This is a genomic window from Streptomyces sp. NPDC026673 (genome assembly GCF_040638135.1).
Classification (GTDB): Bacteria; Actinomycetota; Actinomycetes; order Streptomycetales; family Streptomycetaceae; genus Actinacidiphila.
The window spans coordinates 71,965-98,661 of the sequence record NZ_JBEZXR010000011.1 but is presented as its reverse complement, the minus strand read 5'-3'; the positions used below and the strand labels follow the sequence as shown (position 1 = coordinate 98,661).

Sequence of the window (26,697 nt, the reverse complement as noted above, 5' to 3'; positions counted from 1 at the left end):
TGAGCGCTTTCGGGCAAGTGCGCCGCTGACCCGCACGCTTGCCGTGCAGGGCGTGGCCGGACGCCCGGCATGGCCACGTATTTGCCGGAGGGTGTCATTCCGGCTGTTCCGCGGAGTGCCACGGGGCCGCTGGCTCATGTGCCCGACATGCTTCTTGTCCCCCTCCGTTCAGGTGCTCTGCGGGCGTGTGGGCGTGTCCGGCTTTGAGGTAGCTCACCCCCGCCTGCGCGGGGAGGACGTGATGAAGTCCACGACCGCGCGCTCGAAGGGCGGCTCACCCCCGCCTGCGCGGGGAGGACTTACGGATCAGGTCTTCCGTCGTCTTGAGGGGCGACTCACCCCCGCCTGGGCGGGGAGGAATCGATACGAACTGAGGCCCCCGTGGCGACACGCGGCTCACCCCCGCCTGCGCGGGGAGGACGCACTCAATGCCGGGCCGCGACGGCTCACCTTCGGCTCACCCCCGCCTGCGCGGGGAGGACTCCGGGCCCATCGACAGGCGCTCCCGCTCGGCTGGCTCACCCCCGCCTTCGCGGGGAGGACAGGGTGAGGGCTAGCGTCACGGTGGTGTCCTCCGGCTCACCCCCGCCTGCGCGGGGAGGACGTGGTTCTCGACCATCCGCCGGTTCTCGGCGGCGGCTCACCCCCGCCTGCGCGGGGAGGACGCTTCGGTTCTGGTACCAGCGGACCAGGTCCTCGGCTCACCCCCGCCTGCGCGGGGAGGACACCTGAGCGTCCTTGGGAAGTCCACCCCACACCGGCTCACCCCCGCCTGCGCGGGGAGGACGGGAGCTTGGCGACCTTGCCGTGCATGTCGTACGGCTCACCCCCGCCTGCGCGGGGAGGACACGACGGCGCCGATCACCATGAGCCCGGCAACCGGCTCACCCCCGCCTGCGCGGGGAGGACGAGGACGGTCTCAAGTTCTCCACCGAGCCGGACGGCTCACCCCCGCCTGCGCGGGGAGGACTCACGCTCATTGAGCATCGGCATCTCCAGGTACGGCTCACCCCCGCCTGCGCGGGGAGGACACGCTAGTCCCATGCTCGTATCTGTGGATCGTCGGCTCACCCCCGCCTGCGCGGGGAGGACGAGACGACTCGGGCGGCGGGAACGCCCTTCGGCGGCTCACCCCCGCCTGCGCGGGGAGGACCGGCGCTGCAACGGCGGACTGCACACCGTCCGCGGCTCACCCCCGCCTGCGCGGGGAGGACGCCGTCGGCGCGCCCGGCGTGTAGTGCACGTGCGGCTCACCCCCGCCTGCGCGGGGAGGACTCCCGGGTCGTCATGCTGCGCCGCTCGCGGGCCGGCTCACCCCCGCCTGCGCGGGGAGGACAGGTTCCGGACCATTCCGGAGAACGTGTTGAGCGGCTCACCCCCGCCTGCGCGGGGAGGACATACTCACCACCGAGGACTTGGGACCAGCACCCGGCTCACCCCCGCCTGCGCGGGGAGGACGATGTCCGCGGTCACCGGACCACCCCTATCGACGGCTCACCCCCGCCTGCGCGGGGAGGACGGTGTAGGTGCCGGCGACCGAGTACAGGGTGCCGGCTCACCCCCGCCTGCGCGGGGAGGACATCTGGACCAGGCCCATGATTCCGGACACGTACGGCTCACCCCCGCCTGCGCGGGGAGGACGACTCCCGTCAGTGGGAGGACGCGGGTACGGACGGCTCACCCCCGCCTGCGCGGGGAGGACATGACGCGGGCGGTCTCCTCGGGGTCCTCGGCCGGCTCACCCCCGCCTGCGCGGGGAGGACGATTTTAGGTCTGAAATATCGACCCCTGAAGACGGCTCACCCCCGCCTGCGCGGGGAGGACGTCCCCGCGGCCACCGGACTGGCCGCGGTGGGGGGCTCACCCCCGCCTGCGCGGGGAGGACACCATCCCGGTGGCCGCGATGATCACCGCCACCGGCTCACCCCCGCCTGCGCGGGGAGGACGTGCTGGGGCTGACCCCGGCGCCGCCGTTCGCCGGCTCACCCCCGCCTGCGCGGGGAGGACTGCCCTTTGATGGCGCGTATCTCGGTCACACCCGGCTCACCCCCGCCTGCGCGGGGAGGACGCCGTCCTGCTGGCCGCCGCCTGACCGCCCATCGGCTCACCCCCGCCTGCGCGGGGAGGACCGCATCACCCCGGTCGGCACCGTCCGCATGGGCGGCTCACCCCCGCCTGCGCGGGGAGGGCCGCCGGCCACTCGCGGCGCTGGTACCGGGCCTCGGCTCACCCCCGCCTGCGCGGGGAGGACGTCGACCCGGCCCTGCCTGATCTCTTCCAGCACGGCTCACCCCCGCCTGCGCGGGGAGGACGCAGCCCGGTCGGCCCGAACGCCTGGCCCGAGCGGCTCACCCCCGCCTGCGCGGGGAGGACTCATCGCTGGTCGCGCTGGTGAGGTTCAGCTGCGGCTCACCCCCGCCTGCGCGGGGAGGACGCCGTCATGCCGGGCAACGTCCCTGGGATCTACGGCTCACCCCCGCCTGCGCGGGGAGGACGCCCGCAACCCGCCCCGCGGCGGCTGGCGGCCCGGCTCACCCCCGCCTGCGCGGGGAGGACGAGGACGGGGTGACGCCGGCCGGGGCGCCTTTCGGCTCACCCCCGCCTGCGCGGGGAGGACTGCCCGCCGGACGAGTAGAACACGGTCCACAACGGCTCACCCCCGCCTGCGCGGGGAGGACCGCGCCGCAATGGGGAAGTGACCATGCGACGCCGGCTCACCCCCGCCTGCGCGGGGAGGACGTCGTGAAGCGTCACACCCCGATGGCCTGGTGCGGCTCACCCCCGCCTGCGCGGGGAGGACCCGAGACGTCACCGACGCAGTCCGCTGGGCCGCGGCTCACCCCCGCCTGCGCGGGGAGGACCCATCACGCCACCGCCCTTGCTGCGGCGAGGCCGGCTCACCCCCGCCTGCGCGGGGAGGACCGTCGCCGGGTGCGAACGACAATTTCGCGTCGCGGCTCACCCCCGCCTGCGCGGGGAGGACCGCACCGGCACCGAACCGGCCGGGTACGGCTACGGCTCACCCCCGCCTGCGCGGGGAGGACGGTGAGGCGGTCGGCGAGTTTGTCGGCGACGGCGGCTCACCCCCGCCTGCGCGGGGAGGACCCTTCCGGACCTGGGGCGTTAGGGGGCCTTTGCCTTTTCTTGACCCAAAGTGTGGTGTTGCACGTTCCCGGTCCTAGGTGATCTGTCGCCGCGATCGAACGCTACGTGGTCGGCGGTCACCGCTTCATGCGTGTCGGTAAGTTTGGGCCTTTCAGGCTGTGTTGTCAGTGCTGGCTGCTATTTCTATGTCCGCGGTGAATGGTGCCGCAGGGGAGATGGGGGTCCGTATGGCGGCGGCTGTGGATGCGCGGTTGTGGGGGAAGAGTAGGGGCTTGCCGGGCTCGTATCCGGTGGTCTGTCATTTGTTGGATACCGCGGCAGTGGCTGGGGCCCTATGGGACGTGACCTTGACCGACGAAGCCCGGGACCGGGTGGCCAGCCAGCTTGGCGCGTCGGTGACGGCCTGTCGGCAATGGCTGTGCTTGTGGGCGGGGTTGCACGACATCGGGAAGATCAGCCCGCCGTTCCAGGCGATGGTGCCTGGCGTATTCAAGGGGTTGGCAGACGATCCGACCTATCAGGGTGCGGCAGGTTCCGAGAAGGAGCGGCTGCGCCATGACGTAGCGGGCCACTGGGCATTGACGCAGATCCTGGCTGAGTGGGGTTATCCGCAGACCCGGACTCCGTCTCGGTCGCCGCATCATCAGGTGGCGCAGCTGCTGGGCGGGCATCATGGCTGCTTTCACCGTGCGTTGGAGCCGAAACACTTGCGCGATCCCGTGGGATGGATGCCGGGGTTGGGCGGTTCTGGTTGGGAGATTCAGCGTCGGGAGCATGCGGACGCCGTGCGGCGGCTGATAGGTGGTGACGAAGCGGTGCCGGTACCGCAGGGGGCGTTGCCGGCCGACGTCGCAGTGCGGCTCCTCGGGTTGATCGTCGTGGCTGACTGGCTGGCGAGCCAGGAGACAGTCATCGAGCGCAGGATGCCAGCCGAGAGCTGGCAAGCCGGAGAGAGCGAGTTGCGGCAGCATTGGGACTTGGCGGTGTCCGAGGCCCGCACCATTGTGGGGTCGGCTCGGCTGGGCGTGGCGCGGTTTCATGAGCGCGGTTTTGACGAGCAGTTTCCGTTCCCGCCCAATGACCTCCAAGCCAGCCTCGCGGATGAGCTGACGCACCTAACTGCTGGCGGTGGCGGTGGTCTACTGCTGGTGACTGCGCCAACGGGGGATGGGAAGACAGAGGCGGCATTGCACGCGGCGTCGGTGATGGCCCGGGTGTCGGGCGCGAGCGGGTTGTTCTTCGCGCTGCCGACGATGGCCACGGCGGATGCCATGTTCGATCGGGTCGCCGACTTCGCCGAGGGCAACGTCGGCGGAGACCGGGCTCTAACGCTGTTGCACAGCATGGCTTGGCTGAGCGACGCCTACGCGCAGGCGGCTGTTCCTGCTGTGGTAGATGGCCTGGGCGCGACGGTCGCAGACGGGCACTCGGGCACGGATGCCGGCCGGTGGCTGCGAGGCGGAAAGCGTGGGCTGCTGGCACCGCTGGGTGCGGGCACGATCGATCAGGCGCTGACGGGCGTGCTGCCGGTCAGGTACAACGTGCTGCGGCTGCTGGGTCTGTCGAACAAGGTGTTCGTGGTGGACGAGGCGCACGCCTACGGGCCGTGGATGCATAGCCTGCTGGTGCGGTTGCTGGAATGGCTCGGGGCGATGGGTACCCCGGTGGTGCTGCTATCGGCGACGCTGGCCGGCCGTGCGGCCACGTCGTTGGTCGATGCCTACCGCCGTGGCTGCGGATTCTGTGACCCGAGTGTGGTGGAATCGGTGTATCCGGGCTGGCTCTACGTCGACGCCGCCACGGGCGATGTTTCCCCGCCAAGGCCGGTAACCAGCGGCCGGTCGCGCACCGTACGGCTCCAGATCGAGAGCGTCAAGTGGGGCACCGGCGGCGGACAAGCCATGGACGGTACCGAACCCGGCACCCGAAATGCCGCGCTGATCAAGCATCTGGAACCCGTGGTGTCGGACGGTGGCTGTGCCCTGGTGTGCTGCACCACGGTGGCAGAGGCGCAACAAACGTACAGGCTGCTGCAGACCCGGTTCCCCGAGCTGGCGGGCGAGCCGAACGGCTTGTCGCTGTTGCACTCGCGGTATCCGGCGCAGCGGCGCAGAGAGATCACCGACGCCTGCGAGGAGGCTTTCGGCAAGCCCCGGCCCGGTGACATGGAGGGGCGGCGTCCGCATCGGGCGATCCTGGTGGCCACGCAGGTGGTGGAGCAGTCCTTGGACTTGGACTTTGACCTGGTGGTGAGCGACCTGGCGCCACTGTCTCAGCTGCTGCAGCGGGCGGGCCGGTGCATGCGTCACGACCGGGGTTCCCGTCCTGGCTGGGTCGGAGAGGACCCGCGACTGGTGATCTTGGAACCTGTCGTGGACGCACGCATCACGGTGCCGCGCACGTGGGGAACCGTCTACGACACCGCGCTGCTGCAGCGCACGTCTGTGTTGCTGCGAGAGTCGCAGCCGACGGGGATCGCGGTTCCCTCCGACGTGCAGCGTCTTGTCGACGCCGTCTACGCGGAGGACTTCGCCGACCGTCTTCCCGAGGCGGCTGCTGCTGAGCTACGCCGATTGGACGCTGCCCGCGAGGCGTCGGGTTTGGCCGAGGAGCAATTGGCCGCCATGACTGCGGTCCCGCCGCCCACTGGTCTTCTGGACTTGTCCCGGCTGAGTGACGCCGGTCTGGGCCTACTGGACGAGGCGCTGGTTACCACCCGGCTAGGCGCGGACTCGGAGCGGGCTGTGTGCATATTCCGGCGACCCGGCGGAGACTTCACGCTCGATCCGGAAGGCCGGATCCCCGTGCCGGGCTCTGGGAGCTCGGGCAACCGCAAGCTGGCCACTGACGAAGTCCGGCTGGTAATGCGGCAGACCGTGCCAGTCCCGGGCCGATGGCTCTCGCAGCGTGGGGCCGATCAGGAACTGCCTGCCGGGTGGGCGGGACATCCGGTGCTGGCCGACTTGGTAGTCCTGCGGATGTCGCCCACGCCTGCCCAACTTCTGGCCGGCGATCCGCCCGGTAGTAGCTGGTCGTGTCAGGTCGGAGACCAAACGCTGACGATGGCTGATATCGGACTGCGACGTTCCTGAGACACCCACCCCACTCTTGTCCTACGTTGAGGCGGCACCTCCTCTGCGCTTGCAGGCAGATCGACCCAACACCCCCGCTCACGCGGGGAATTGAGACACGTTCAGGGCGTCTTCCCACCCCACTCGGCTCACCCCCGCCTGCGCAGGGAACCGAGCGGAGCTTACCCATTCGCTGTTTCGGAGGCCTCATGTCTGTTATGGACTCTTACGATCTGTGGGAGCGGCCTGCAGTACCTGTGCGCTGGGCGGAGCATGCACCCCCCGCTGACCGGCCCGAGGCAGTCGGGTTCAGGGAGCTTCTGACGCGCGCCCACGAGATCGCTGGGATTGCAGTGCCGTTGCCGCCCGCACTGTCGGCTCTCTACCGGATCCTGTACGCATTGGCCGCCCGCGTCACCGACCTGGACTCGCCAGACGGATGGCACGAGCGTCGCTACGAGGTGTTGGACCAGGGCCGGTTCACCGCGGTAGCGGTCGACACCTACGTCGACCGCTACCGCGGGCGACTGGGTCTCTACGACCCGCGGCGCCCGTTTCTGCAGGATCCGCGTTTGGCCGCCGAATGCGACAAGTCGGCCGGCGTGAACAAACTGGTGACTACCAGGCCGTCCGGCTCCAACCACTCCTGGTTCCAACATGCTGTCGACGCGCGGCCCGACCACGTCAGCTCCGCGGATGCGCTTCAGCATCTGCTGGTGTGGCGGTACTACGGCCCGTCGGGACGGTGCTCGGCCCGCAGCGTCGGCGGGAGGAAGGAAGCCAATTCCACGGCCGGACCCCTGCGCACTGCCCTCTCCTACCACCCAGTGGGCCGCACCTTGTTCGAGACGCTCCTCGCGGGAGTGGTCGAGCCCGCCCCCTACGCCCGTCCCGAGCAGGACCTATGCCCGTGGGAGCGCGACGACCTGCCTGACCCGCTCGACATCAAGGACGTGGTGACCGGACAGCTGTCCGGACTGACCGCCCGCTCGCAGCATGCGCTGCTTCTGGTACCTGACGACACCGGCGAACAGGTGAAGGACGCCTACATCACCTGGGCGTTCCGGGACCGCATTCCACGGGACGACGACTTCTTGATCTGGCAGATCAGCCAGGCCGGCAACCCCTACGCCCGGTACGCGGATTCCGGGAGGGCGTTGTGGCGGGACCTGGACGCGCTACTGCTGAAGGAAATGCCGGGCAAGGAGATCCGGCGGCCCCGCGTGTTCGACAGCGCCGTGGCCCTGGGGCTTGAGGACTTGCGCGTACAAGCACTGGGGATCGAGCAGGAGGGGCAGGCCAAAGACACACAACTGGTGTCAGCGTCCACGCCCCCGGTCCTGTCGCTGGCTGAGGAACGCGACCCTGAGACCGCCCGCATGGTCGCAAGTTTGAGGATCAGCGGCGAGGCGGCCGGGTCGCGACTGAACCGGGCCACCAAGCAGGCCTGGGCGGCCTTCAGCAGTATCCGCAAAGCGGAGGAGTGCGCCTGGTCCAGGGACGCTGCGGCACGGTACTGGCCACTCGCGGAGGCCGAATTCTGGAAGCGGCTGGCCGAGCGCCGCTTCGACGGCGCCGCCCGTTCGTTCCGGCAGATCGCCGAAGGCGTCTACGACCACGTCACACAAACCGCAGCCGGCACCCTGCGTGGCGCCAAGGCACGTGAGGGCGCCCGTATCGAACTGTACGGAGGACGACCCAAGAAGGCCGCCGGTCAGTCGGCGCGGCCCCTGACCCCCGCAGCACCCGGCAGCGCCGAGACGGAGACCCCATGACGAACCAGACACAGACGATGCCCAGCCCCGCTCCTCAGACGCCCGCCACTCCGACACCGTCAGCGTGGTTGACGCAGGCGCGCATGTTCGTCGCCCGCATCGAGGGGGTCTGTGCCAGCGATCCCGGCGCGCGCGCCGCCCTCCGCAGCGGCTTGGGCAAGCCCCTCGCTGAAGTGCCCCGCATGCACCGCATCGTCGCCCCGCTACTCCCACCTTCGGCGGGAGACGACGAAACCCAGCGCGCCTTCTACGCCGTGGCGTCGCTGATTGCCGCACAAAAGTCCGAGACACTCCGAGCCGGCCGACACAACCCGGACGGCGATGACACCACTGCTCACGCCGAGGCCAACGCAACCGCTCCGTCCAGCCCCCCCGCGTACGGAACATCGCTGGGCTCCACCTTCGCCATGGCGGTAGCCACCGACAGCCGTAACGGGCTACGCGAGAACGCCGCGGAGACCCGCCTCAACCTCCTCACCCGGCAAAGCACCGCTGGACTCCACCGCCACCTGCCCTCAGCAGTGCGACAGCTCTGCGACAAAAGGACCCCACCGGACTGGGCCCAGCTCCTGGTCCATCTGAGGGCCTGGCCGCGTGACCGCAAGGAGATCAGCCGGCGCTGGCTCCAGGACTTCTACCGAGCCCGACACAAAGCCACCCTCGACGCCGCACGCGAAAGCGCCGACACCATGCCTGACCACCAGCCCTAAACGCGTCACTCAGCCCACCCGACCCAGCACCCGCACTCGTGAAGGAACCGCCATGACCACACAGCCCGCCGCCGGCAGCCTCGGACGCTTCCTGTGCATTCACGTCCTGCAGTCCGTGCCCTACTCCAACCTCAACCGCGACGACACCAACTCCGTCAAGACCGTTCAGTACGGCGACCGCGAACGCACCCGCGTCAGCAGCCAGTGCTGGAAGCGCGCCGTACGCCGCTACTTCCAAAACACCATCGGTCAGCAGGCGCTGCGCACCCGCCGCATCGGCGAGGCCGTGGAAAAGACACTGCGCGACCAGCGGCAGTGGCCAGCCGACCTGGCCCGCCGCGCCGGGCAGCACATCGCGACCGGCAGCAGTATCAAGGCCGACCCCCCGTCCAACGACGACCCGGCTTGGAGCACCAACGCCATGGTCTACGTCCCCGCCACTGCGGTCGATGAACTCGCCGACATCGCCGAGACGCACCGCGCACAACTCGAAGCGGCGCAGGACATGAGGAAGGGCGGCAAGAGCATCCTCCCGACCGCCGACATCGACCAGGTCCTGCGCTCCCGCAACGGCGTCATCAACCTCTTCGGCCGCATGCTGGCCGAAATCGACGACGCCGGTGTCGACGGCGCCGTTCAGGTCGCCCACGCCCTGACCACTCACGGCACCGACGTCGAAATCGACTACTTTGCAGCCGTTGACGACATTACCGACGCCTGGAGCGACACCACCGGCAGCGCCCACATGGGCAGCACCGAATACAGCGCCGGCGTCTTCTACCGCTACGCGACCATCGACCTGCATGACCTGCTGCGCAACATCGGCGGCGACCTGGCAGCGGCCCGGGAGCTTACGGCGGCCTTCATCGAAGCGTTCGTGCTGTCCCTTCCTGAGGCCAAGAAGACGGCGACCGCACCGCACACCATCCCCGACCTGGTCCATCTCACCGTGCGTAGCGACCGTCCGGTCTCCTACGCCGCCGCGTTCGAGCAGCCGGTCACCGCCGACCGCACCGGCGGGTTCGCCGCGCCCTCCCGACACGCCTTGGACGCCTACGCGACTGCCGCGAGCCGTCTGCTCGGCGACCGCGCAATGCTGAACGCTGGGTGGGCCAGCTTGGAAACCAAGGACCTGACTGGCCTGGGCGACCGGGCCGACTCCTACCCCGACCTCATCGAGTCCGCCGTCACCGCCGCGCTCGGAAAGGGCGACCAGGCGTGAACTCCCCCAATGACCCGGGGCACGCCCCTGTCGGTATCCTGCTTCACCTGGCCGGACCGCTGCAGTCCTGGGGCACCCACAGCGCGTTCAACGAGCGCGACACCGCTCGCTTCCCCACCCGCTCGGGGATCATCGGCCTGCTCGCCGCCGCCCTGGGCCGGCGACGCGGCGAGCCAGTAGATGACCTGGCCCGACTGTCCCTGACCACCCGCACCGACCGACCCGGGGTACTGCTGCGGGACCTGCACACCGTCGGCGGCGGTCTACCCGTCAAGGGCACCGTCACCACTGCCGAAGGCAAGAAGCGCCCGCCCGCCCAAGGCACCCTGCTCTCCCACCGCACCTACCTCGCCGATGCGGCCTTCACCGCTGCTCTCACTGGCAGTAACTCCGCGTTGCTGCACGAGTGTGCCGAAGCCCTCCGCAACCCCATCTGGCCCCCCTACCTGGGCCGCAGATCCTGTCCACCACAAGGCCCTCTGCTCATCGGCCTCCTGCAAAACCCCCTCCAACACCTCGTCCACCTCCCGCTGGCACGGCGTGCCCGCGACCGAGCTGGGGACGGCAGCGCTAACCGTGCCGAGCCAGTTCCGACGGACAGCGCGACCTTCCACGGCGACGCCCCCCTGGACCGCCTGCCGATCCCCGCCGCCGGTGCCATGCCAGGTCCCCTCGACGGCGGCGCACCCGTCAGCGAACTGACTGACGACCCCATCGACCTGTCCCCACGGCGCCGCACCTACCGGGCCCGCCCGCTCTACCGCCGCACCGTTCACCTGCCCGACACCCCGTGCGGCGGTCTCGGTGCCGACTACCTGACCGCGCTGCACACCTACATGAACCGCCAGCCCAGCCCACTGCAAGGAGGCGCGGCATGACGCTGTGGCTCACCCGCATCCAGCCTGACCTCCGCCACCGCGATGCGCGCCGCGACCTCGCCAGCGCAGTTGGCATGCACCACCGGCTGATGATGCTCTTCCCCGACGACCTGGGACCCACCGCCCGCAACAGCATCGGCGTCCTCTTCCGCATTGAAGACGCCGCCAACCCGCACATACTCCTGCAAAGCCGCGAACGCCCCGACCCCGCCAGGCTCCCCGCCGGCTACGGCACGATCGTCACCAAGGACATCACCGCGGTCCTGGAGCTGCTCACCACCGGCCTGGCAGTCCGCTATCGCATCGATGCCAACGCGGTCCGTAAGCCCGGGCACACCACCCGGGCTGCTACCGGAGCCAAGTCCGTCATCCCACTCGCCGGCGCCGACGCCGACGAGTGGTGGACACGCCAGGCGGAAGAACGATCCGGCCTCAAACTCACCAGCATCCACAGCACCCCGCTTGCCGCCGCCCGCGGCGAACGCCGCCAAGACAAGCACCGGATCAGCCATGCCCGCACCCGCTTCGAAGGCACAGCCGTTGTCGCCGACCACACCGCCCTGCGCCAACGCATCCTCGACGGCATCGGCCGCGGCAAGTCCTACGGCTGCGGCCTTCTCAGCCTGGCGCCCCTGACCAACTCGGCAAGGTAACGCCATGTCCCCAGCGAACTCGGCGCGGCGCAAACTCGCCGCGCCGACCGTCGCCATGCTTCCACGCGTCGGTGACTCCCTGTCCTTTCTCTACCTGGACATCGTCCGCATTCATCAAGACGACACGGGTGTCTGCGCACAAGTCACCACCGAACAACGCGGCACCGAACTTGTGTATCTACCCACCGCGGCCCTCAGCTGCATACTCCTCGGCCCCGGCACCAGCATCACTGCGCGAGCGCTGGCCACCCTGGCACGCCACGGCACTACCGTCGTCATTACCGGATCCGGCGGCGTTCGTGCCTACGCCGGCATGACACCAGACTCCCTGAGTACCACCTGGCTGGAACACCAGGCGCGCTCGTGGGCCGACGACACCCAGCGCCTTGCCGTCGCCACCCGCATGTACGAGCGTCGATTTGGCCGGAACGCCGCCCCACCCGCCAGCACCCTCGCCCAACTCCGTGGGCTTGAAGGTCAACGGGTCAAGGCCCTCTACAAACTCCTCGCTGCACAGCACCGTATCGGACGCTTCAAACGCGCCTACGACCCCGAAGCGTGGGATACCCAAGACCCGGTCAACCTCGCCCTGTCCTCCGCCAACACGTGTCTGTATGGCATCGTCCACGCCACACTCCTGGCCATGGGCTGCTCACCCGCATTGGGCTTCGTCCACAGCGGCAACCAACAAGCCTTCGTGTACGACATCGCCGACCTCTATAAGGCGGAACTCACCATTCCGCTCGCCTTCTCCCTCCATGCCAGCACTGATCCGGAAGGCGAAGCGCGCCGCCGCTTCCGTGACGGCCTACGCCTGTTCAAACTCATGCCGCGCATCGTGGTCGACGTGCAGCGCCTACTGCAGCCCGAGACCGACGTTGACGAGCCTGACCCACAAGAGCAGCTCGTGGATCTGTGGGATCCCGTCTCAGGCGTACTGCCTGGGGGGACCAACTACGCCGGAGATGCCCAGTGATCCGCCCAGGACGGCCCTACGGGAGAGCGCCATGGCCTCCATGATTGCCCTCACAATGTCGGCAGTCCCCGACCATCTTCGAGGAGCACTGAGCCGCTGGCTTCTTGAAGTGACACCTCAGATGTACGTCGGCACAGTCTCTGCAAAGGTTCGTGACCAGCTGTGGTCGGCAGTTAGCGGCTGCGTAGGAGAGGGCGTCGCTGTCATGGTCTACCCAGCAGCAAACGAACAGGGCTTCGAACTACGCACTGCCGGCCATCACCGCCGCTATCCCATCGACTTCGACGGCCTCACTTTGATCGGGTTCCGTCCTTCTGGCGTCGACAACTCAGGTAAAGAAATGGCAAGCACGCTTTAACGGTGCAGGTCGCGAAGGGTCCTCCCCGCGCAGGCGGGGGTGAGCCGGAATCCGGGCCGGTTACTGCCTGTTCCCACCCGTCCTCCCCGCGCAGGCGGGGGTGAGCCGAACCTCCGGCTCCGGGCCGCCGTCCGGCAACAGTCCTCCCCGCGCAGGCGGGGGTGAGCCGGCTCTGGTCGACATCAGCCAGGAGGTCACGTTGTCCTCCCCGCGCAGGCGGGGGTGAGCCGTCCGTGAACTTCACGGTCAGCCGGTCGAAGCCGTCCTCCCCGCGCAGGCGGGGGTGAGCCGGCGACTTGGAGCAGGCCTGCCGCACCGCCGACGTCCTCCCCGCGCAGGCGGGGGTGAGCCGCGGATGGACTCCATCGTCGGGAGCAGGTTCCGGTCCTCCCCGCGCAGGCGGGGGTGAGCCGGCCGCCGGGGAGTGGGTTGAGGACCCGGAGTTGTCCTCCCCGCGCAGGCGGGGGTGAGCCGCCCTGCCCGGCCTTGCTGCCGGCGTCGTACAGGTCCTCCCCGCGCAGGCGGGGGTGAGCCGGTCGGCGGATACGACCTGTACATCGCCAACGCGTCCTCCCCGCGCAGGCGGGGGTGAGCCGTACCACGGCTGGGGCGAGCGGTCCGTCATCGCGTCCTCCCCGCGCAGGCGGGGGTGAGCCGTTCACCGGGAAGTTCTACACGGTGCAGACGAGGTCCTCCCCGCGCAGGCGGGGGTGAGCCGACTCGCGCGCCTACGTGGAGCAGGCCGCCCACGTCCTCCCCGCGCAGGCGGGGGTGAGCCGCCGCGGCCGCTGCCGTTCGAGCGGGCAATGAAGTCCTCCCCGCGCAGGCGGGGGTGAGCCGTAAGGAGGGCGATAGCCCATGAAGGCGGACAGGTCCTCCCCGCGCAGGCGGGGGTGAGCCGACGACGTTCACCGTGGTGGTGCCACCGCCAGCGTCCTCCCCGCGCAGGCGGGGGTGAGCCGTGTTCGTCATCGGCGGGATCATGACGGTGGCGGTCCTCCCCGCGCAGGCGGGGGTGAGCCGCTCGCGTCTCGGCCCGAGCTCGACAGGCTCCTGTCCTCCCCGCGCAGGCGGGGGTGAGCCGTCCGGAATCGTCAACCTGCTGATAGCGCGGCTGTCCTCCCCGCGCAGGCGGGGGTGAGCCGGAAAACGCCGGCGTCTTGGACTACCGCAACGGGTTCTTCCCGCGCAGGCGGGGGTGAGCCGGCTGCGGTCGCGTGGGCTGTCACACCACGGGTGTTACAGCCCTCTGTAACCGGACAGCCCGGACAGCGGCACTGTGAGGTGTCCGGGCTGTTCACGCAGCTGAGAGGAGCAGCCGGACAGTCGGACAACGCGGACATCACCTGGGTGCGCCACGAAACCCGGACAATCTGTCTGGGTCCTCTCAAGTTCTATGCCGCACGCTGGCCATGGCCAGCGTGCGGCGGGAGTTGAGGTCACCTACCCGTTCCCCGCCAGATAGGTACCGTGAGAGGTGCCCCTACTCAGCAGCGGGAGGCAACACCACATGCGTGGTCTTGGGGATCACCTGAGCATCGGCGAGCGCATCGCGTTCTACCGGAAGCGTCGGGGTTACACGCAAGAGGTGCTGGCTGGCCTGGTTGGCCGGAGCACTGACTGGCTCGCGAAGATCGAGACGGGACGTCGGAATCCACCTCGCATCGATATGCTCGCCGAGCTGGCGCGTACCTTGCGCGTGCCGCTTGGGGATCTGCTCGGTCAAAGCCTGCTGGTGGAAGATGAGCGGCAGCAGGACGATGTCCCGGCCGTGCGAGACGCTCTCATGAGCCCGCGCCGGCTTTCGCGTCTGCTGTTCGGCCCAGAGGCCGAAGCCCAACTTCCGGCACCATCACCGGTAGCTGTTCGGGTGGAGCAGGCATGGGATGACTACCAGGGCGGACGAATTGGCAACGTGATCGCTGCCCTTCCGGCACTGCTCCAGACCGCGCAAGAACTAGAGGACCGCGCGGCACGCCACGCCGAAGACCGCGGCGGCTGCTGGGCAGTGTCGGCCCGGACGCATCACCTTGCGGCCACGACGCTCGCGAAGATAGGTGAGTCCGACGTCTCGTGGCTGGCTGCCGAGCGTGCCATGCGAGCCGCTGACGAGTCGGACAACCCTCTTGTGCTGGCGTCGGCCGCGAGGTCCGGTACACACGCCTTGCTTGCCAATGGGCGCTACGACGACGCCTTGGAGCTTGGCAACACGGCAGCCACCTGGTTGTCCGCTCAGGTGACCGGCAGCGATCCCGTAGCGCTCAGTCTCCTAGGCATGATCCATCTGCGTGCCGCTGTTGCGGCAGCGCGACATCAGGACCGGTCCGCCGCGGCGGCGCTGCTCGATCGCGCCGAGCAGCTAGCAAATGACCTCGGGTCCGATGCGAACTACTGGCAGACCGGATTCGGGCCGACGAACGTACTGCTCCATCGGCTGTCCATCGAGCTGGATCTCGATAACGTCTCGTATGTAGTGGAACACGGACGGATCAACGTGGACCACATGCCAGAAGAGCGCAGCGTCTCGCACCGGATCGACTTCGCACGTGCTCTCTCCCTTGCTGGACAGGGAGACGAGGCTTTCGCCGAGTTGCGTACCGCTGAGCGGACTTCTCCGCAGCTCGTGCGGAACAATCCGAGGGTGCGCGAGACAATGCGGGACCTGATCAAGCAGTCGCCTGTGACTGGTGGCTCGCGTTCGTCTGAGGTGTTCGTGATGGCTCAGCGCTGTAGGGCGGTGCAGTGAGTTCAGGCAGGCGCGGGGTTCTTGGTGTCGTTGGGTCGGCAGCCGGCGGCGTGGAGGCCCTGCGTACCGGCCTCGTGGAGCCCGCGTTGGACCGTGGCTGGCAAGTGGCGGTCACCCTCACACCGACCGCGGGCAAGTGGCTCCGGATGATTGGCGAGGTTGAGCGATTGGAGAAGGCCACGGGCCTGCCAGTACGTTCCGAGCCGCGCCTTCCGGGGGAGGCTCGCCCCCACCCGCCGGTTGACTGCTACGTCGTAGCCCCAGCGTCGGCGAACATGGTTGCCAAGCTCGCGGTGGGCATCATGGACAATCAGGCGCTTACGCAGGTCGGCGAAGCCATCGGCACTATCTCTCTGCCCGTGGTCGTCTTCCCGCGGGTGAATGCGGCGCACGCTCGCCATCCTGCGTGGCAAAGCCATATTGCAGCCCTGCGGTCCGGAGGTGTGCAGGTCGTCGACGGTCCGGACGTCTGGCCGCTGTACGAGCCGCGGGAGGCACCCGCCGGGCGCGAACTTCCGTGGCTTGCCGTGCTGAACGCTCTGGATACGGCTCCCCGATGACGAACGTCAAGCCGCCTGATCCGCACGAAGACCGGACCCGGACAGTCTGTCCGGGTCCTTATCTGTTTCCGGATGCATGCTCGTTGTCATGTCAGGGATCAACGAGCAAAGCGGCGGATTACGGGGGCTGACCCCGACGGAGCTTGCCCTACTTGAAGCGGGCCTGAGCGAGACCAGAGCGCTGGTCGAACGACTGCTCAAGCGCGCGGATGACCTCACGGCGAGGGTTGAGTCCCGTTACCCACGATCCGTTCAAGGCGGTCCAGCCGCTCGCCGAGCAGGCGTAGGGCGTTATGGATCGAGCTGAGTTCTGTTGCCAGAGCTGCGAAGGCGGGACTGCTGCCCGGCTCCGTGCCGAGCGGCAGCGAAGGGTCGCGGACGAATGTGCCACGGCCTTGCTGGGTGAGGACGAGTCCTTCGTCGCGGAGTTGGCCGTACGCGCTCTGCACAGTCATCAGCTGCACGCCAAGATCCTTGGCGAGCTTACGTGCCGCGGGGAGTTGGTCTCCCCGTCCGTACTCGGGGTTCGGGCCCGTGATCTTCCCGCGAAAATCCGCGGCGATCTCCTTGGCCGTGGGTGGCTGCTGGCGCGCTTCTGGGCTCTGCTCCATGGCATCGAGAGTATCTGGACCTAGGTCAATCTCTGCGCCCTCATTTGACCCCCTTGACAGCTAGATTGACATAGGTCAATCTGAAGTCCTCGCGGCGATGGGACTCCCCAGCAAGGTCGCCCGCTGCCGCGGTTCTCCCTGTTCCTGCGACTCAGGAGAGCACTATGCGCACTTACGTCGGCGGTCATCAGGCCGTCAGCGACACCGATTTCGTAGAACTGGCCCTCGGGACTCCGGTTGAGCTGTGGCTCGGGGTGGAGGGCGAGAGCGAGATGGAGCGGGCTGCGCGGCTGGCTGCGGCTCGCGACATCCTCGCCGACCACCCGGATCTGCCGGACCTCGTGAGCCAGGTCGCCGCGGAGGCGATCGAGGCATACGCGCCGGAGTTGCTGAACGTTGTCCCGCTATCCCGTCCGGTGCGTCGTCGCCGGCCGCGCGGTAAGGGGGCGGCGGCATGATGGCTGCGACTGAGACGGCCCGGCCGGCGGTACCACCGCTGACCAAGCCGGAGAATGTGCTGCTGGGTACGGTTGCGTTCCTCGCTGCCGGAGTGGGCGCGTTAGGGCTCGCGTCCTCGTTCGAGGCAGTGTCCGCCGCAGGCGCCCGCTGGGGCTTTGCCTCGCCGTGGATGCTGCCGGTCGGTATCGACATTGCGATCCCCGTGTTCACGGCTGCGTTCCTGCTGCTGATCCGCACGGACATGCCGTTGGGCTGGGTGCGGTTCGTGCCCTGGGCTCTGACAGGAGTGACGTGTTGGCTGAACGTGGCGGCCGGGCATTCACTGTCGGCAAAGCTCGCGCATGGCACGATGCCGCTGCTGTGGGTGGTCCTGTCCGAGGTCGTTGCCCACGTCTACGCCTCCCGGATCGGCGCCGTCACGGGTCGGCGGATGGAGAAGATCCGCCGGTCGCGGTGGCTGCTGGCTCCGCTGTCGACATTCGCGCTGTGGCGTCGGATGACGCTGTGGGAGATCACTTCCTACTCCGTTGCGCTGAGCCGCGAGCGGGAGCGGCAGCTGGCCCGTGCGGAGCTGCGGGAGCGGCACGGCCGACGCTGGCGGTCGAAGACCCCGCGCCGGGAGCGGGTGCTGCTGAAGCTGGGCGAACTCTCCCCGGGAGCCGATGTACCCCTGCCGCAGGCCGATCCGATGCCGTCCGTCCCCCCGGCACCGCCGCAGGAGCGAGCGCCCAAGCAATCGCGGAAGCGTACAGCGAGGAAGCAGGCTCCGAAGGCGCCACGAACCCCGGCGGAGCTGCTGGCCGAGGCCCGCGAGGCCACCACTGAGTGGGCGGATGACGCGATCAATGCGGAAGCGATCCGGACCACGCTGCACTGCTCAGCTGCCAACTCACGCGTGCTGCGTGACCTGCTGCTGACCGAGCGGACCGACGGCCGCCGCCTGCACCCCATCGACGGAGACGAAAGCGACGACGAGGGGGCTGCGGCATGAGCACCCTGATAACGGCCCTTGCTGCCGCTGCTCCACTGGCGTCCGGCTGGAGTCTCCACACGCTGTGGATGCGCCGCCGCCTGAACTCCGCCCGCCGCGATCCGCTCACGGGCCTGCGGACCCGCGAGGGCTTCACCCGCCGTGCCGAGGTGCTGTTGCGGGACCCGCGGGCGGTGGTGGTGCTGGCGGACGTGGATCGCTTCAAGCAGATCAACGACCGCCACGGCCATGCCGCAGGGGACACGCTGCTGAAGGCAACCGCGGCCCGGCTCGCTCACTACGTCGGCAGCTCTGGCGTGGCCGGGCGGCTCGGAGGAGACGAGTTCGCCGCGGTAGTCATCGACGCCCACGGCACCGTGGCCGATCTGCTCGCTGTCTTGCACGGCGTATTGGCCCGGTCGGCTGGAGGTCTGGATGCCGCGGTGCAGACGACGGTGTCGCTGGGCTGGGTGCGGGCCGCGGACTTCCCGGGCGAGGACCTGTCCGCTCTGCTGCGGCGGGCGGATGAGGCCATGTACGCCGCCAAGCAGGCCCGCGCCGGGGTCCGCCGCGCCGGACTGGGCCACCTGTTCGCCACGCTGGCCGGACGCCGGGCTGGACGTCGCGGCGCCCGCGCTGCCGCCGGCCCGCAGGTGGTGGCCTGATGTCCCCAACCTTCGGTAAGTGCTACGACCCCCACGGCGCCCAGTACGGGGTTCCGACCTTCCCTTGGCGATACGCGCCCGTGGGTCTGGCCACCCGCCGGCAGTTGAGGGCCCGGGGCCTGCGGCCGGGGGGACAGCCGATTGCCGCGCAGGTGATGCGTCGCAACCGCCGTGCGGGCGGCGTCCAGGTCGCCTACCTCTTCGACATCGCGCGAGCGAAGCCCGTACGGCCCATGACGTCGCGGAAGTGGGGCGCGCTCGCCCTGGCGATGCTCGCCCGCCGCACCTGCTCGTCCTGCCAGACCGACGCCGGATACGTCATCCCGACCTCGCTCGGGATGTGCGTGGCCTGTGCCTATCCCGAGGAACAGCGCGCCGCCTGACCCGTCCACGTGGCCCGGCCGCCCACCTCTCACAGCACACGGCCGGGCCCGCCCTCCCTGACCTTCGGAAGGAAGCACCAGTGAATCACCCCGACGACGACGAACTGTTCAACCGGCTCGAAGCCGAGATGGCCGACGACCGAGGGGATGTGGTCGACCTCGGCAAGGCCCGCGCCGCCCGGAGCGAGTCGGCCGACCCCGCCCCCGACCGGTCGCCCGACTCCCACATCGACTCCCGGCCGACCGAGTCGGCCGATCCTGACACCGACGCGTCGCCCGACTCCCGCGCGGGCTTAGTGGACCGTCCCGGCCCGACCGGGTCGGGCCCGGGGCTCATCGACCGGATCAAGGACTCCAAGCGGCTGGACGTCATCCCCGCATGGATGCGTTCAGTCCCCGAGTTCGCCGACGGTCTGAAATGGCTGGGCGGGCATGTCTGGCACACCCTCGCCTTCCACGCAGTGCGGGTGCCGTTCTTGTACCTGCCCAAGCTGGTCTGGCGTTCCCCGCGCGGTCTGCTCACCGCGCTGGGCCGCATCGGGCGGTGGGGCGTGGACGCCGAAGGCGAGCCGCTGCGGCAGGCCGAGGCCCGCCGGGAGAACTCCGAGCTGTACCTGAAGCTGTCCCGGCAGCGGGACCGCCGGGTACGCCTGCGGATGATCCTGCTCGTCCTCGGAGCCGTGGGCAGCCTGGTCACGGGTCTGTGGCTGGTCTACGGGGCGAGCCTGTCCACGCGGCTCATCACCGCGCTGGTGGCGGTGCTGGTCTTCGGGTGGCTGGGTGCGCCGGCGGATGCGCCACTGGCCACGCGGGCGGTCATCAAGACCGAGGTACAGAAGCTGACCAGCGACATCGTGGTCAAGGCCATGGCGTCCATCGGGATCGGCCAGATCGCGAGCGCGGTGGCCAAGGGTGGCGACGGCATCAAGTTCGTCGCCCCGATCACCCGCGAGGGCCCCGGCTGGCGCGCCGACATCGACCTCCCTCTCGGTGTCACGGTCGCGGACGTGGCCGACCGCCGCGCCCGGCTCGCCTCCGGCCTACGGCGCCCGCTTGGATGTGTGTGGCCGGACGCCGACCCCAACGAGCACGAGGGACGGCTGATCCTATGGGTCGGGGACCGCGACCTGTCCAAGACCGGCATCGTCAAGTGGCAACTGGCCACTGCCCGCCGGCACGACGTGTTCAAGCGCGTGCCGTTCGGACTGGACCCGCGCGGCCGGGCCCAGTCGGTGCCGCTGATCCAGCACAACGTGCTCATCGGCTCCCAGCCCGGCCAGGGCAAGACCGCATCCGTCCGCGTCCTGGCCTGCGGCGCGGCCCTGGACCCGACCGTGGAGCTGTGGCTGCACGAGAACAAGGGCACCGGCGACCTGGACTCCCTCGCCCCGGTTTCTCACCGGTTCGTGTCCGGCATCGATGACGAGTCCATCCAGTACGCGGCCGACTCGCTGAAGCTGCTGCGCGGCGAGGTCATGCGCCGTGCCGCGTCGATCAAGAAGCTGCCGCGGGACCTGTGCCCGGACAAGCGCATCACCCGGCTGATCGCCGACAAGCGCTCGTTGAAGCTGTGGCCGCTGCTCGCCGTGTTCGACGAGTGCCAGAACCTGTTCGCCCACCCCACCTACGGCAAGCAGGCCGGCGAGGACGCCGAGTTCATCATCAAGCTCGGGCGCGCTCTGGGCGTGATCCTCGTCCTGGCCACCCAGCGCCCGGATAAGGACTCGCTGCCGACCGGGATCAGCGGCAACGTCTCCATCCGCTTCTGCCTCCGGGTCGCGGGCCAGGTCGAGAACGACATGATCCTCGGCACCTCCGCCTACAAGAACGGCGTCCGCGCGACCGCGTTCCGGCCGGAGATCGACGCCGGTAACGGCTACCTCGCCGGCGCCGGGCCCCTTCCCAGCGTGGTCCGCACCGCCTACCTGGACGACCCGGCCACCAACGCCATCGCCCAACGCGCCCTCGCGCTGCGCAAGGCCGAAGGCACCCTGTCCGGCTTCGCACTCGGAGACGAGACCCAGACCCCGGCCGGCCCGTCCTACGACCTGCTCGCCGACATCTCCGCCGTCGTCCCGGAGAGCGAAGAGCGGGTGTGGAACGAGCGGATCGCCACCCGCCTGACCGAGCTGCGGCCCGAGGTCTACGCCGGATGGAAGGGGGAGAACGTCACCAGCGCGTTGAAGCCGCACGGCATCCGCACGCGCGACGTCGCCGGCACCACCGACGACGGAACCCGCACCACCCGGCGCGGCATCGTCCGCGCCGACCTCACCAAGGCGATTGCGGAGCGTAACGGAAACCCGGGCGCCGCATAACCCCACAGGGCCGCTACCGGTAGCACCACAACCTGCTACCGGTAGCACCCCCGCTAGCGACCCACACTGCCCCCACCAGCGATCTAGTGCATAGCACCCCACCTGCGGAAACCCCGAAAACCGCCCCGGAGGGACCCTGATGACCCCCATCGTCCTTGCTATCGCCTGCCTGCTCGCCGTCACGCTCGGTTACGCCGCTCTGTGTGCGGGAAGCCCGTTCGGCCGCTGCCGCACCTGCGCCGGGCTCGGCTTCGCGCTCACCCACGACCGCAAAGGACGCCCGAAGCGCGGCAAGGCCTGCCGCCGCTGCAAGGGCACCGGCCACCGCATCCGCGCCGGCCGCTGGCTGTTCAACCGCGCCCAGCGCATCTACCGCGACGGCACCCACTGACCACCCGCCCACCCCCACCGAAAGGAGCCCCCCGGCCGTGGCCGTCACCGTCTCGCTCGTGGCCCTGTTCGGACTCGTCCTGATCTTCCTGCTGCGCTCCAAGTCCCTCAGCTACGGCGCCGCCTTCATCGCCGCCGCCTTCGGGTTCTTCCTCGCCTCCACCGGCGCCGCAGGCCCCATCAACCAGCTCACCCACGCCGTCATCGACGCCATCCCGAACCTGTGAGGAGACCCATCGTGAACGAACAGCTCACCGCCCGGCACTGGCTCCCCGCCACACTGCCCAAGGCCGCACCCGCCGTCGCCACGTCCACCATCCTCATCCTGGCCCGGATCTGGAACGCCAACGGCGCCGAACACTCCCTGGGCAACGCCGTCCTGATGACTGCCCTGTCCCTCGCAGCCGCCGCGGCCGGCGCCCTCGCCGCCCTCGGCCGCTTCGGGGACAGCGTCCTGGCCGGAACCGCCTTCGCCGCCTCCGGCGCCCTGGCTCTGGCAGGCGTTGCCGGATATACCGACGGCCTGCCGCTGCCGCTGCTGCTGTGGGCCCTGGCCACCGCCATCGCCTACGGCCTTGCCGCCCGCTACTGGCGCACCGACCGCCGCGACACCGTCGCCCACCAGCGGCACATGACCGAGCGGCGCGAGGAACACGCCCACATTGAACGCATCGAGACCCTGCGCGCCCACACCCAGATCGAGGTGGCCCGCGAGGGCGCCGCCTACGCCGCCGCACTTGCCGAAGCCATGACCGCCCGCGCCGCACTGCCCGGCTTCAACCCCGAGGCACTGCAGAAGGCCGGACTGCCCGAACTGCCCAACCCTCGCTAGCAACGCCGCGGCGGCGGGACTCCCCAGCAAGGTCGCCCGCCGCCGCGGTTCTCCCTGCCCGTCCGAAGACAGAACAGGAGAACCCCCAGAATGCCGCACCTAGTCGGCTCTGCCCACCTCACCGCCGCGCTTGCCGCAGCGGCGCGTGACTGGCGTGTCTTCCCCCTCGTCCCCGACGACAAGCGCCCGGCCATCTCCAATTGGGAGAACCGCGCGACTACTGACCCGGACCGCATCACCTGCGCATGGTCCGTCGCGGCCTTCAACGTCGGCATCGCCACCGGTCCGTCCGGCCTGGTCGTCATCGACCTGGACAAGCCCAAGCACCCTGGCGATACCCCGCCGGCCTCATGGGCTGAGCACGGTGTCGCTGACGGAGCCGACGTGCTTGCCGCGCTCTGCGAACGCCACGGCCAGCCCTTCCCCACCGACACCTACACGGTGCGCACGTGGAGCGGCGGCACCCACCTGTACTTCCTCGCGCCCGAAGGCGAGGAACTGCGCAACACCGCCGGGGGCAGCGCTCGCGGACTGGGCTGGAAGGTGGACACCCGCGCTGTTGGCGGACTCGTGGCCGGTGGGGGCAGCACCATTGCCGGACGCCCCTACACCGTCACCCACGACGTGCCCGTCGCGGCACTGCCGGAATGGCTGGCCAACCTCCTGTGCCCGGCGCCACTACCCCCACAGACCCCCGTCACAGTTTCCCTCGCTGGCCGCGGACGCCGCGCTGCCTTCCTTCGATCCGCGGTCAACGGGGAAGTGGAGCGCGTCACCGGCTCCGGCCCGCACGCGCACAACAACGCGCTCTACATCGCCGCCGTCGCCCTCGGACAGCTCGTTGCCGGAGGCGAACTGAACGCCTCCGACGTCACCAGCTGGCTCCTCACCGCCGCGCTCCAAGTCGGCCAGGACGAGCGCGAGGCGCAGCGCACCATCACCTCCGGGCTCAGGGCCGGAGCGCGGCGCCCCAGGACGGTCGCCGCATGACCACCAACCCCATCCCGCCCCTGCACCTGTACTCCGTCCCCAGCGACCCTCCGCCGGCACCCACCGATCCACCGAAGCGGGAGCGCCCGCGTACCGCGTGGACCGCGGATCAGCTCATGGCCGCGCACTTCCCCGAGCCGAAATGGGCTGTACCCGGCATCCTCGCCGAAGGCGTCAGCCTGCTCGCCGGACCACCCAAGGTCGGCAAATCCTGGCTCTCTCTGGGCCTCGGCCTCGCCGTAGCGGCCGGCGGCCGGGCTTTCGACTCGGTGCCCGTTGAGGGCGGCCCGGTGCTCTACCTCGCTCTGGAGGACACCCCGCGCCGTCTCCAGACGCGCATGGGCAAGATCCTCGGCGGCCAGCACGCGCCCGCGGGTCTGACCCTGGTCACCGAATGCCCGCCCTTCCCCCAGGGCGGGACGGAGGCCATCGCCCGGTGGCTGGACCGCAACCCCGACGCGCGCATGGTCGTCATCGACGTGTTCGCCAAGATGCGCGGCCAGGCTCCGCAGGGCGTGTCCGCCTACGACGCCGATTACGTCTCCGTCGGCTACGCCAAGCGGCTCGCGGACCACTACGGCATCGCCGTCGTCCTGGTCCACCACGTCCGCAAAGCAGGCTCCGAAGACTTCTTGACCGAGGTGTCCGGGACCAACGGCATCGCCGGAGCTGCTGATGCCACCCTCGTGCTCAAACGGGCCCGCGGCCAGGCAGACGGCATCCTCCACGTCACCGGCCGCGATGTCGACGAAGCCGAGTACGCCCTTAGCTTCCAAGCCGCATCCGGTGCCTGGCACTTGCTGGACGGGCCAGCCTCCGACCACACCGTCAGCGACACACGCGCCACGATTCTTCGCTACGTCCGCGCCCACCCTGGCACTAAGCCCAAGGACATGGCCAGCGAGCTGCCCCACGTCGACATCGACACGATCCGCCGGACCTGCAACCGCATGGCGGACGCCGGGCAGCTCAGCAAAGACCCCAGTGGCCGGTACTACCCGGACTCCGAGGCCCGGACGAAGGGCGCCCCCGAGGTGTCCGCACTGTCCGGCTGTCCGGTTAGCCCTTCCGACCAGTGCGAACAACCCGGACAGCCGGAACTCGGGCTGTCCGGCCTGTCCGGCTCGAACCACGAAGGGAGGGCGCGGTGACGACGGCCTTGTCCAAGTCACGAGACGACAAGCTCACACTCGCCGAGCTCTGCAAGGACCTTAAGATCTCGCGGTCCACCTTCTACGACTGGCGTGCGAAGGGACGGGCCCCACGCTGCATCAAGCTGCCCAACGGGGATCTGCGAATCCGGCGCAGCGACTACGAGCACTGGCTGAACGGCCGGGAGGACTGTGCCTGATGGACACGACGTACAACGTCAAGATCTGGAGCATCAGGATCTACCGGGGCAAGCACAAGACGTCTTACAGCGTTCGCTGGGCGCTGGAGGGACGCGAGTGGCGCGCGCCGTTCGACACGCGGGCACTTGCAGACGCATTCCGCTCTGAACTGGTGAGTGCCACCCGTCGTGGGGAGGCGTTCAGCGTCACCACCGGGCGACCCGTCTCGCACCAGTCCGGAGCGAACACGGTGAGCTGGTACAGCTTCGCCGTCCAGTTCGCCGACGCTCAGTGGCACCGCACCGCGGGCAACAGCCGGAAGAACACGGCCAAGGCCTTGATGACGGCGACCGCCGCCCTCTTGCGCACGCCACCGACCGCATTCAAGCCAGTCGACGTGCGCACAGCCCTGCGAGAGTTCGCGTTCAATGCGCGGCGACGCGAGCAGGCCCCGCCTGAAGTGGCAGTGATCCTGCGTTGGGTGGAACGGAACACGCCCTCCATGGCCACGTGGGAGGACCCGGTCAAGGTCGACCAGGTCCTGCACGCCTTGGGTGAGAAGTTGGACGGCACCCGCGCGGCCGCCAGCTCCGTGAAGCGCAATCGGCGCATCCTGAACGTGGCTATGGAGTACGCGGTCAAGCACAGGATCCTTCGCACGAATCCCCTGCCGAAGGGCAGGGGATCGGTGCCCAAGACGTCATCCGCAGTCGACAAACGGTCGCTCCTCAACCCCGACCAGGCAGCCCGGCTGCTCGACTGGGTGCGTCGCCGTCCCCGCGGGGGCAAACGGCTGCACGCGTTCTTTGCAACCCTCTACTACGCCGGCCCCCGCCCAGAGGAGGTGGTGGCGATGAGGGTGGGAGACGTGCGGTTACCGGCGGAGAGTGCTGAGGATCAGTGGTGCGAACTGTTGTTCCATACGGCTCAGCCAGAGGTCGGCAAGAACTGGACCGACGATGGGGAGATCCACGAAGAACGGGGGCTGAAAGGGCGAGCTGTCGACGACATCCGTGTCGTTCCCGGGCACCCTTCCCTCGCGAAAATCCTCCGCGAGCACATCCAGGCGGAGAGCCTCAAACCCGGAGACTTGCTCTTCAGTGGCGAGAGGGGCGACATGCTCGCAGGCTCTGTCATTCGCCGGGCATGGCGAAGTGCCCGCAAGGTTGTCCTCACGCCGGAGGAGTTCGCGTCGCCTCTCGGTAGGCGGGTCTACGACCTGCGGCACACCTGTCTGACGAACTGGCTGAACGACGGTATTCCGCCGGCACAGGTCGCCGAGTGGGGAGGCAACAGCGTCCCCGTGCTGCTGGCCACGTACGCGCGCTGCATCTCCGGGCACCTACAAGATCTCAAGCAGCGGATCCTGGCCCGTGGGGACCTGCCGGACGTCCGCGAGGGCACTTGACGAAGCCAGACCACTTCGCCACGCATTTGCCATAGCCACCCGCAGTAACCCGGTGACAGCCGGACAGCGTCGGACCCTCTCCGTATGCCACGGGAAGGGCTCGGCGCTGTTCTGTCAGGAGCCACATTGGTCCTGAGCAGCAAAAAGCCCCTCCGCGGGGGAGGGGCGCAGTGGGTGCCCCCGGCAGGACTCGAACCTGCGGCCAAGCGCTTAGAAGGCGCCTGCTCTATCCACTGAGCTACGGGGGCCGGACGTTGGCCGCGACCGAACCCGCCCCTTGTGTCGA

Annotated in this window: 23 protein-coding genes, 1 tRNA gene and 2 CRISPR repeat arrays; of the genes, 22 read left to right on the top strand and 2 right to left on the bottom strand. The window is 69.3% G+C overall.

Annotated elements, in window-relative coordinates; translation table 11 throughout:
• Positions 1-209 precede the first annotated feature (209 nt).
• Positions 210-3,105: direct repeats of the CRISPR family, unit length 29 nt; unit sequence CGGCTCACCCCCGCCTGCGCGGGGAGGAC.
• A gap of 185 nt (positions 3,106-3,290) precedes the next feature.
• From AB0F62_RS11560 to AB0F62_RS11515, 10 genes are all read left to right on the top strand, one after another.
• Positions 3,291-6,197, top strand: coding sequence for a CRISPR-associated endonuclease Cas3'' (locus tag AB0F62_RS11560; RefSeq protein ID WP_361795614.1), 2,907 nt, complete (start codon positions 3,291-3,293; stop codon positions 6,195-6,197).
• Positions 6,198-6,394: 197 nt separating this feature from the next.
• Positions 6,395-7,951 carry a type I-E CRISPR-associated protein Cse1/CasA gene (gene casA, locus AB0F62_RS11555; protein ID WP_361795611.1) on the top strand — a complete coding sequence of 519 codons (1,557 nt, stop codon included), beginning with the start codon at positions 6,395-6,397 and terminating at the stop codon, positions 7,949-7,951.
• Positions 7,948-8,661 (top strand): type I-E CRISPR-associated protein Cse2/CasB, encoded by a 714-nt coding sequence (gene casB / locus AB0F62_RS11550; RefSeq protein ID WP_361795608.1) that lies wholly within the window; start codon positions 7,948-7,950, stop codon positions 8,659-8,661. Before casA ends, casB begins: the two co-directional genes overlap by 4 nt.
• A gap of 52 nt (positions 8,662-8,713) precedes the next feature.
• A complete protein-coding gene (gene cas7e / locus AB0F62_RS11545) occupies positions 8,714-9,883 on the top strand; it encodes a type I-E CRISPR-associated protein Cas7/Cse4/CasC (RefSeq protein ID WP_361795605.1) in 1,170 nt (389 codons plus the stop codon).
• The gene (cas5e, locus tag AB0F62_RS11540) at positions 9,880-10,761 is read left to right on the top strand and encodes a type I-E CRISPR-associated protein Cas5/CasD (protein ID WP_361795602.1); all 882 of its coding nucleotides are present in this window, start codon (positions 9,880-9,882) and stop codon (positions 10,759-10,761) included. The genes cas7e and cas5e overlap by 4 nt, the downstream gene beginning before the upstream one ends.
• Positions 10,758-11,414, top strand: coding sequence for a type I-E CRISPR-associated protein Cas6/Cse3/CasE (cas6e, locus tag AB0F62_RS11535; RefSeq protein ID WP_361795599.1), 657 nt, complete (start codon positions 10,758-10,760; stop codon positions 11,412-11,414). The genes cas5e and cas6e overlap by 4 nt, the downstream gene beginning before the upstream one ends.
• A gap of 4 nt (positions 11,415-11,418) precedes the next feature.
• A complete protein-coding gene (cas1e, locus tag AB0F62_RS11530) occupies positions 11,419-12,390 on the top strand; it encodes a type I-E CRISPR-associated endonuclease Cas1e (RefSeq protein WP_361795596.1) in 972 nt (323 codons plus the stop codon).
• Positions 12,391-12,421: 31 nt separating this feature from the next.
• A complete protein-coding gene (gene cas2e, locus AB0F62_RS11525; RefSeq protein ID WP_361795593.1) occupies positions 12,422-12,748 on the top strand; it encodes a type I-E CRISPR-associated endoribonuclease Cas2e in 327 nt (108 codons plus the stop codon).
• Between the two features lie 18 nt (positions 12,749-12,766).
• Positions 12,767-13,954: direct repeats of the CRISPR family, unit length 29 nt; unit sequence GTCCTCCCCGCGCAGGCGGGGGTGAGCCG.
• 304 nt (positions 13,955-14,258) lie between these two features.
• The gene (locus AB0F62_RS11520) at positions 14,259-15,494 is read left to right on the top strand and encodes a helix-turn-helix transcriptional regulator (protein WP_361795590.1); all 1,236 of its coding nucleotides are present in this window, start codon (positions 14,259-14,261) and stop codon (positions 15,492-15,494) included.
• Complete coding sequence (locus AB0F62_RS11515; RefSeq protein ID WP_361795587.1) at positions 15,491-16,054, top strand: flavoprotein; 564 nt, start codon at positions 15,491-15,493, stop codon at positions 16,052-16,054. Before AB0F62_RS11520 ends, AB0F62_RS11515 begins: the two co-directional genes overlap by 4 nt.
• 215 nt (positions 16,055-16,269) lie before the next feature.
• Here the strand turns inward: AB0F62_RS11515 and AB0F62_RS11510 are convergent, their stop codons facing one another.
• On the bottom strand, positions 16,270-16,665 hold the full coding sequence (locus AB0F62_RS11510) for a winged helix-turn-helix domain-containing protein (RefSeq protein WP_361795584.1): 396 nt from the start codon (positions 16,663-16,665) through the stop codon (positions 16,270-16,272).
• A 164-nt stretch (positions 16,666-16,829) separates the two neighbouring features.
• On the opposite strand from AB0F62_RS11510, the gene AB0F62_RS11505 reads away from it, so the two are divergent.
• The 12 genes from AB0F62_RS11505 to AB0F62_RS11450 all read left to right on the top strand — a co-directional run bounded on the left by AB0F62_RS11505 (position 16,830) and on the right by AB0F62_RS11450 (position 26,411).
• Positions 16,830-17,123: a hypothetical protein gene (locus tag AB0F62_RS11505; protein ID WP_361795581.1), complete on the top strand. Its 294-nt coding sequence runs from the start codon at positions 16,830-16,832 to the stop codon at positions 17,121-17,123.
• A complete protein-coding gene (locus tag AB0F62_RS11500) occupies positions 17,123-18,115 on the top strand; it encodes a DUF2637 domain-containing protein (protein WP_361795731.1) in 993 nt (330 codons plus the stop codon). Before AB0F62_RS11505 ends, AB0F62_RS11500 begins: the two co-directional genes overlap by 1 nt.
• Positions 18,112-18,759 (top strand): GGDEF domain-containing protein, encoded by a 648-nt coding sequence (locus tag AB0F62_RS11495; RefSeq protein WP_361795578.1) that lies wholly within the window; start codon positions 18,112-18,114, stop codon positions 18,757-18,759. The genes AB0F62_RS11500 and AB0F62_RS11495 overlap by 4 nt, the downstream gene beginning before the upstream one ends.
• Positions 18,759-19,142: an RRQRL motif-containing zinc-binding protein gene (locus tag AB0F62_RS11490; RefSeq protein WP_361795575.1), complete on the top strand. Its 384-nt coding sequence runs from the start codon at positions 18,759-18,761 to the stop codon at positions 19,140-19,142. Before AB0F62_RS11495 ends, AB0F62_RS11490 begins: the two co-directional genes overlap by 1 nt.
• Positions 19,143-19,222: 80 nt before the next feature.
• Positions 19,223-21,460, top strand: coding sequence for a cell division protein FtsK (locus tag AB0F62_RS11485; protein ID WP_361795572.1), 2,238 nt, complete (start codon positions 19,223-19,225; stop codon positions 21,458-21,460).
• Between the two features lie 139 nt (positions 21,461-21,599).
• Positions 21,600-21,851: a hypothetical protein gene (locus AB0F62_RS11480; protein WP_361795569.1), complete on the top strand. Its 252-nt coding sequence runs from the start codon at positions 21,600-21,602 to the stop codon at positions 21,849-21,851.
• A 37-nt stretch (positions 21,852-21,888) separates the two neighbouring features.
• The gene (locus AB0F62_RS11475; RefSeq protein WP_361795566.1) at positions 21,889-22,077 is read left to right on the top strand and encodes a hypothetical protein; all 189 of its coding nucleotides are present in this window, start codon (positions 21,889-21,891) and stop codon (positions 22,075-22,077) included.
• A gap of 11 nt (positions 22,078-22,088) precedes the next feature.
• The gene (locus AB0F62_RS11470; RefSeq protein ID WP_361795563.1) at positions 22,089-22,682 is read left to right on the top strand and encodes a hypothetical protein; all 594 of its coding nucleotides are present in this window, start codon (positions 22,089-22,091) and stop codon (positions 22,680-22,682) included.
• 90 nt (positions 22,683-22,772) lie between these two features.
• Positions 22,773-23,672 carry a bifunctional DNA primase/polymerase gene (locus AB0F62_RS11465; protein ID WP_361795560.1) on the top strand — a complete coding sequence of 300 codons (900 nt, stop codon included), beginning with the start codon at positions 22,773-22,775 and terminating at the stop codon, positions 23,670-23,672.
• The gene (locus AB0F62_RS11460) at positions 23,669-24,823 is read left to right on the top strand and encodes an AAA family ATPase (protein ID WP_361795557.1); all 1,155 of its coding nucleotides are present in this window, start codon (positions 23,669-23,671) and stop codon (positions 24,821-24,823) included. Before AB0F62_RS11465 ends, AB0F62_RS11460 begins: the two co-directional genes overlap by 4 nt.
• Positions 24,820-25,023, top strand: coding sequence for a helix-turn-helix domain-containing protein (locus AB0F62_RS11455; RefSeq protein WP_361795554.1), 204 nt, complete (start codon positions 24,820-24,822; stop codon positions 25,021-25,023). The genes AB0F62_RS11460 and AB0F62_RS11455 overlap by 4 nt, the downstream gene beginning before the upstream one ends.
• Entirely contained in the window at positions 25,023-26,411 is a 1,389-nt protein-coding gene (locus tag AB0F62_RS11450; RefSeq protein WP_361795551.1) for a tyrosine-type recombinase/integrase, read from the top strand. The genes AB0F62_RS11455 and AB0F62_RS11450 overlap by 1 nt, the downstream gene beginning before the upstream one ends.
• A gap of 175 nt (positions 26,412-26,586) precedes the next feature.
• Here the strand turns inward: AB0F62_RS11450 and AB0F62_RS11445 are convergent.
• Positions 26,587-26,659: transfer RNA gene (locus AB0F62_RS11445), tRNA-Arg, on the bottom strand.
• Positions 26,660-26,697 lie beyond the last annotated feature (38 nt).

What these genes read in the sequence shown, in the direction of transcription:
- AB0F62_RS11560 (WP_361795614.1), top strand. Translation starts at nt 3,291, where the DNA reads ATGTCCGCGGTGAATGGTGCCGCAGGGGAGATGGGGGTCCGTATGGCG.
- casA (WP_361795611.1), top strand. Translation starts at nt 6,395, where the DNA reads ATGGACTCTTACGATCTGTGGGAGCGGCCTGCAGTACCTGTGCGCTGG.
- casB (WP_361795608.1), top strand. Translation starts at nt 7,948, where the DNA reads ATGACGAACCAGACACAGACGATGCCCAGCCCCGCTCCTCAGACGCCC.
- cas7e (WP_361795605.1), top strand. Translation starts at nt 8,714, where the DNA reads ATGACCACACAGCCCGCCGCCGGCAGCCTCGGACGCTTCCTGTGCATT.
- cas6e (WP_361795599.1), top strand. Translation starts at nt 10,758, where the DNA reads ATGACGCTGTGGCTCACCCGCATCCAGCCTGACCTCCGCCACCGCGAT.
- cas1e (WP_361795596.1), top strand. Translation starts at nt 11,419, where the DNA reads ATGTCCCCAGCGAACTCGGCGCGGCGCAAACTCGCCGCGCCGACCGTC.
- cas2e (WP_361795593.1), top strand. Translation starts at nt 12,422, where the DNA reads ATGGCCTCCATGATTGCCCTCACAATGTCGGCAGTCCCCGACCATCTT.
- AB0F62_RS11520 (WP_361795590.1), top strand. Translation starts at nt 14,259, where the DNA reads ATGCGTGGTCTTGGGGATCACCTGAGCATCGGCGAGCGCATCGCGTTC.
- AB0F62_RS11510 (WP_361795584.1), bottom strand. Translation starts at nt 16,665, where the DNA reads ATGGAGCAGAGCCCAGAAGCGCGCCAGCAGCCACCCACGGCCAAGGAG.
- AB0F62_RS11505 (WP_361795581.1), top strand. Translation starts at nt 16,830, where the DNA reads ATGCGCACTTACGTCGGCGGTCATCAGGCCGTCAGCGACACCGATTTC.
- AB0F62_RS11500 (WP_361795731.1), top strand. Translation starts at nt 17,123, where the DNA reads ATGGCTGCGACTGAGACGGCCCGGCCGGCGGTACCACCGCTGACCAAG.
- AB0F62_RS11495 (WP_361795578.1), top strand. Translation starts at nt 18,112, where the DNA reads ATGAGCACCCTGATAACGGCCCTTGCTGCCGCTGCTCCACTGGCGTCC.
- AB0F62_RS11490 (WP_361795575.1), top strand. Translation starts at nt 18,759, where the DNA reads ATGTCCCCAACCTTCGGTAAGTGCTACGACCCCCACGGCGCCCAGTAC.
- AB0F62_RS11480 (WP_361795569.1), top strand. Translation starts at nt 21,600, where the DNA reads ATGACCCCCATCGTCCTTGCTATCGCCTGCCTGCTCGCCGTCACGCTC.
- AB0F62_RS11465 (WP_361795560.1), top strand. Translation starts at nt 22,773, where the DNA reads ATGCCGCACCTAGTCGGCTCTGCCCACCTCACCGCCGCGCTTGCCGCA.
- AB0F62_RS11460 (WP_361795557.1), top strand. Translation starts at nt 23,669, where the DNA reads ATGACCACCAACCCCATCCCGCCCCTGCACCTGTACTCCGTCCCCAGC.
- AB0F62_RS11450 (WP_361795551.1), top strand. Translation starts at nt 25,023, where the DNA reads ATGGACACGACGTACAACGTCAAGATCTGGAGCATCAGGATCTACCGG.